The 5,009-nt window shown below is 61.5% G+C and carries 3 protein-coding genes; 1 reads left to right on the top strand and 2 read right to left on the bottom strand.

The genetic code is table 11. The features are described from left to right. Together C4334_RS14345 and C4334_RS14340 are read right to left on the bottom strand one after the other, a co-directional pair. Positions 1 to 1,521: PAS domain-containing sensor histidine kinase (locus C4334_RS14345; protein WP_352432774.1), on the bottom strand; the 1,521-nt coding region annotated here is incomplete at its 3' end. A gap of 101 nt (positions 1,522 to 1,622) precedes the next feature. Beyond that, entirely contained in the window at positions 1,623 to 3,014 is a 1,392-nt protein-coding gene (locus tag C4334_RS14340) for a sigma-54-dependent transcriptional regulator (protein ID WP_352432773.1), read from the bottom strand. A 368-nt stretch (positions 3,015 to 3,382) separates the two neighbouring features. Between C4334_RS14340 and C4334_RS14335 the strand changes: the two genes are divergently transcribed. Next, a complete protein-coding gene (locus tag C4334_RS14335) occupies positions 3,383 to 4,957 on the top strand; it encodes a UxaA family hydrolase (protein WP_352432772.1) in 1,575 nt (524 codons plus the stop codon). The last annotated feature ends 52 nt before the right edge of the window (positions 4,958 to 5,009 follow it).

Genomic DNA, 5,009 nt, shown 5'->3' with positions numbered 1-5,009 from the left:
TGGCGCCTCCTCTGCGGTTAGCAAGGCAGCTTCGAGCGCAGGCAGATAGACTTCGAAACGCGCGCCGCGCCGCGGCTCGCTCTGGACCGTGATGAAGCCGCCGTGGCTTTTGACGATGGCCAAGGCAGTCGAAAGTCCTAGCCCAGTTCCTTTGCCCGGCTCCTTGGTTGTGTAGAAAGGCTCGAAGATCCTTTCCATCACTTCGGGCGTCATCCCCGCGCCGGTGTCGGCGACGGTGAGGCGGACGAACCTTCCGGGTTTGGCCTCGAGGTTCATCCGCGCGTAGCTTTCATCGAGCACGACGTTTTCGGCGCTTATGCGCAGCGTTCCTCCCGCAGGCATCGCATCGCGCGCGTTGACGGCGAGGTTCATCAAGACCTGATGGATCTGCGTCGCGTCAGCGGAGATCATCCACAATTCGTCGCTGATCTCAGACTCGATTGCGATCGACTTCGGAAAAGTCTCACGCACGATCTTGACGAAATCTTTCATGATGTACCGCGGTTGAAGCGGAATGGGGCGACCTTCGACGCCGCGCGCGAAAGAGAGAAGTTGCTTGACCATTTGCTGACCGCGTTCGGCGCTTTGTTGAAGGATCGCGAGCCAGTGCTGACTCGCTTCATCGGGCAACTTCAATCGCAGCATCTCGAGCGCCATCAAGATCGGCGCGAGCGCGTTGTTGATGTCATGCGCAATGCCGCTCGCCAGCGTGCCGAGCGACTCCATCCTTTGGGCGCGCAACAGCTGCGCTTCGATCCTCTTCTTCTCCGTGATGTCGGTGTTGGTGATGAGGATCGCACTGGGTTGATTTCGTTCGTCGCGCATCAGCGACCAGCGACTCTCGATGTCTATGATGCGGCCATCGCGCGTCGCAAGACGGAACTCGCCCGCCCACGCGCCGCGCGCGAGCGTCGTCTTTTCGGCCTCTTCGGCTTGTCGTGCGGCTTCCGCAAAGAGCAGGGCGAAAAGGTCCTTGCCGATCGCTTCTTGTATGGTCCAACCGTGGATGCGTTGGGCGGCGCGATTCCAGTAGGTGATGCGCCGCCTGAGGTCGCAGACGAAGATCGCGTCCTGTGCCTCGTCGAGCAATGCTGCCTGCTCGCGTATGCGCTCTTCGGCCAGTTTTCGTTCGGTGATGTCATAGCGGATCGAGACGTATTGGTAAGGTTTACCTGCCGCGTTGAGAAAGGGAACGATGGTCGTCGCGACCCAGTAGATCGTGCCGTCTTTGGCCCGATTGCGGATCTCGCCGCGCCAGACGCGCCCGCGCGAGATCGTCCGCCACAAGTCGCGGAAGAACTCTTTTGAGTGGTAACCGCTATTGATGATCCGGTGATCTTGTCCGAGAAGCTCTTCTCTCGAGTACTTCGAGATCTCGCAGAACTTGCTGTTGACGTAAGTGATGCGCCCGCGCTGATCGGTGATGGCGACGATGGCCGCTTCGTCCAACGCGAACTTGATGTCAGCTAGCTCTTTGAGCGAGCGCTCGAGCGCCGCCTCTACCTGTCCTTTGGCGATCATCTTCGTTTCCCTCAGATTAGGCTTGCCATATCCCGGTCGAAAACCCGCACGCTTGCAAAGCTGATGAACGCGTCACGCTTCGGAAGCGCGCTTCGACGAGTTCAGGCGCGCGCGCCGCCAACTCTCGCCGCGCTCATCTTCTTCAAACGGTAGCGCAGTTGATCGCGCGTCAGGCCGAGCAAGCGTGCGGCGCGCGTGCGATTCCCGCCGCAACGCTCCAGCGCTTGACGCACGAGCGATGCTTCGACTTCAGCGAGCGACAGCCCTTCGGGCGGAAGACGCACCGGTGCATCATCGGTTGCGCGAAGGTCATCTGCGCGGAGTTCGCGCGGCAAGTAGTTCATCGTGATCATTTCGCCGTCTTCCAAGATCATCGCCCGTTCGATCACGTTGCGCAGTTCGCGCACGTTGCCCGGCCACGAGTAGCGGCGAAAGGCTTCGCGCGTTGCAGGTGCCAGCGCTCGCACGGGCGGTTTTCGGCGCATCGTTCGATTGAAGGTTTCGATGTAGTGCGCGGCAAGCAGCAGCAGATCATCGCCGCGCTCGCGTAGCGGAGGCAAGTCGATGCAGATGACAGCCAATCGGTAGTAGAGATCGAGCCTGAAGCGCCCGTTTTCGGTGTCGGCTTTGAGGTCGCGGTTTGAGGCGGCGATGACACGCAGGTCCAGCTCGATCTCGTTGAGACTGCCGAGCCTGCGCACTCGACCCTCTTCCAGAACGCGCAACAGCTTGGTCTGCAGCGTTAGGTCGAGTTCGCCGATCTCGTCGAGAAAGAGCGTGCCGCCTGAAGCTTGCTCGATCAGACCCTCTTTACGTTGCTTGGCATCGGTGAAAGCCCCTTTCTCGTAGCCGAACAGTTCCGCCTCGATGAGATTGCTCGGAAGCGCTGCGCAGTTGATGGCGACAAACGGACCTTCGGCGCGCGCCGAATCGTGGTGGATCGCTTTGGCTAAAAGGTCTTTGCCGGTTCCGGATTCGCCCTGCAACAGGATCGAGGAGGCTTCGGATCGGGCCACCTTGCGCGCCAGCGCGATCGTTTCGCGCATGACAACCGATTGGCCGATGATCTGGTCGAAGCTGAACTGCTGGGCACTTTCGCGCCGCGCGCGCGTCACTTCGCGCCGTAGCTGGCGCGCCTCCAGCCCATTGCGAAGCGTGACGCGCAACTCTTCCGAGTTGATCGGCTTGCTGATGAAGTCATAAGCTCCGCCGCGCAACGCGGCGACGACGTTCGGCACATCAACGTTTCCCGTGATGATGATGACGATCGCATCGGGTTGTCGACGCTTGATCTCGCTGAGCGCGTCCAGTCCTGAGCCATCCGGCAGTTCGATGTCGAGCAGCACGGCATGTGGCTGCTCGGCATCGAAGAGCGCGAGCGCTTCGCGCACAGACGCTGCTTCCAGCGCATCGTAGCCTGTAGCGCGCAGGATTTCGCCGAGCGACCAGCGTAGCGCGCGATCATCGTCGACGATCAAAACTTTCTCTCTCATCCTTTCCTCACCGTTCGGCTTTTCGGGGCATTGCGAAAACTCTCTTTGCACGAACCACTTCTCCGCCGCTCGCAAGAGTTCGTTTTCTGACAGTGTTACAAAACGTCTCGCGTGAAGCAATCGTCGCGAAGGCCATTCGATATGATAGCGCTTGTGGGCGATGAGAGTCGCCACGCGATGCGTCATCAGCTTCGACTTTGTCTAGATCTTCGAGCAGATCATCTCTTCGGCCTAGGTCTTCCGCCCCTCGCGCCCCTTCGATGTTGGGAAGCCTTGAACGCTGCGGACACGGCGAAGGAGCGTAAGAACTGCGTCGCCTGCTTCAATTGGCCAGACGTTTTGAGCTAGACTGCATGGGGGCGTAGATCATGTCCGACTACATGGAAGAGGGAGCCGTTGAGCTCTCCGAGTACGCGATCGTCGTCAACCCGCAGGACAACGTCGCGGTCGTTCGCCGTCCGACTGTGCCGGGGCTGCGGTTGCGGCTCGCCGATGGGTGGGTGGTCTGTGTGCGCGAGGCGATTCCGCCGGGCCACCGTTTCGCGCTGCGGGCGATTCCCGCTGGGGAACTGGTCCGCCAGTACGGTCAGCCGATCGGCACCAGTTGTGGCATTGCGGCGGGCCAGTGGGTGACGCACGCCAACATGAGGAACGATGTGCCGGTGGTGCGCGAGCTGCCCGAGGACCTTTACAATCCGCCGCCGGATTACTTTCCGGCGGAGCAGTGCGCTCGTTTTCGCGGTTTTGTTCGTGCGGACGGGCGGGTTGGGACGCGCAACTACGTGCTGGTCATTCCGACCTCGATGTGCGCCAGCCACGAAGCGCAACAGATCGCGACGTTGGCCGAGCAGCGGATCTACCAGCGGGCGAAGTATCCGCACGTCGATGGCGTGGTGGCGATTCCGCACAACAAGGGGTGTGGGTGTCAAGAGGGGACGACGCTGGAGGTGCTGCTGCGGGTGCTGGCCAACTACGCGGCGCATCCGAACGTTGGGGCGGTGCTGTTGATCGAGCTCGGTTGTGAGAAGACGAACCTTGCGCGCATGGAGCGGTGGATGCGGGAGCGGGCCATGGAGCTGCCGAAGCCGGTGGCGCGGATCGGGATTCAGGAGGTGGGGGGCACGCGTGCGGCGGTCGAGCGTGGGCTAGGCGAAGTCGAGCGGCTGCTGGAGCGTGCCGAGCGTGTGCGGCGCACGGAAGTGAGCGTGAGCGAGCTGGTGGTGGGAGTCAAATGCGGCGGGTCGGACGGTTTTTCGGGGCTTTCGGCCAATCCGGCGGTGGGCCATGCGGTCGATTTGCTGGTACGCTCTGGTGGGACGGCGTTGATGAGCGAGGTACCGGAGTTTTGCGGGGCGGAGCATCTGCTTGCATGGCGGGCGCGCGATGCGGCGACGGGGCGCGCCGTCTACCGTTTGGTTGATTGGTACAAGGAGTATGCGTCGAAGTTCGGGGCGGAGCTAAACGAGAATCCGTCGCCGGGCAACGTCGCTGGGGGGCTGTTGAACATCACGATCAAGTCGCTGGGTGCGATCGCCAAAGGGGGGACGACGCGAGTCGAAGGGGTTCTCGAGTATGGGGAGCGAGTCAAGGGGCGCGGGCTGTGGTTGATGCAAGGTCCCGGGTACGATCAAGAGTCGACGCCCGGGCTGGTGGCGGCCGGAGCGAGCTTGGTGTTGTTTACGACTGGGCGGGGGACAACGATCGGCAACGCGATCGCGCCGGTGGTCAAGGTGGCCTCGAACCGTGCCACCTACGAGCGGATGAAGTGGGACATAGATCTATCGGCTGGGACGATCATCGATGGGGAGGAGACGATCGAAGAGGCAGGCCGACGCTTCTTCGATCACATGCTGCGCGTGGCGAGCGGCGAGGTGATGGCGAAAGCTGAAGAGAACGGCCATCGCGAGTTTCAAGTGTGGGCTGAGCAAGCTGTCTCGCTCTAGTTGCAAGTTGAAGTGAGCGGTCGTGAGCACCTATCATGCTGCTCGCAGATGT

It is taken from the genome of Pyrinomonas sp. (assembly GCF_040289685.1).
GTDB lineage: Bacteria > Acidobacteriota > Blastocatellia > Pyrinomonadales > Pyrinomonadaceae > Pyrinomonas.
Note: the sequence above shows the minus strand (reverse complement) of the source record. Positions and strands in the feature narration are given on the sequence as shown.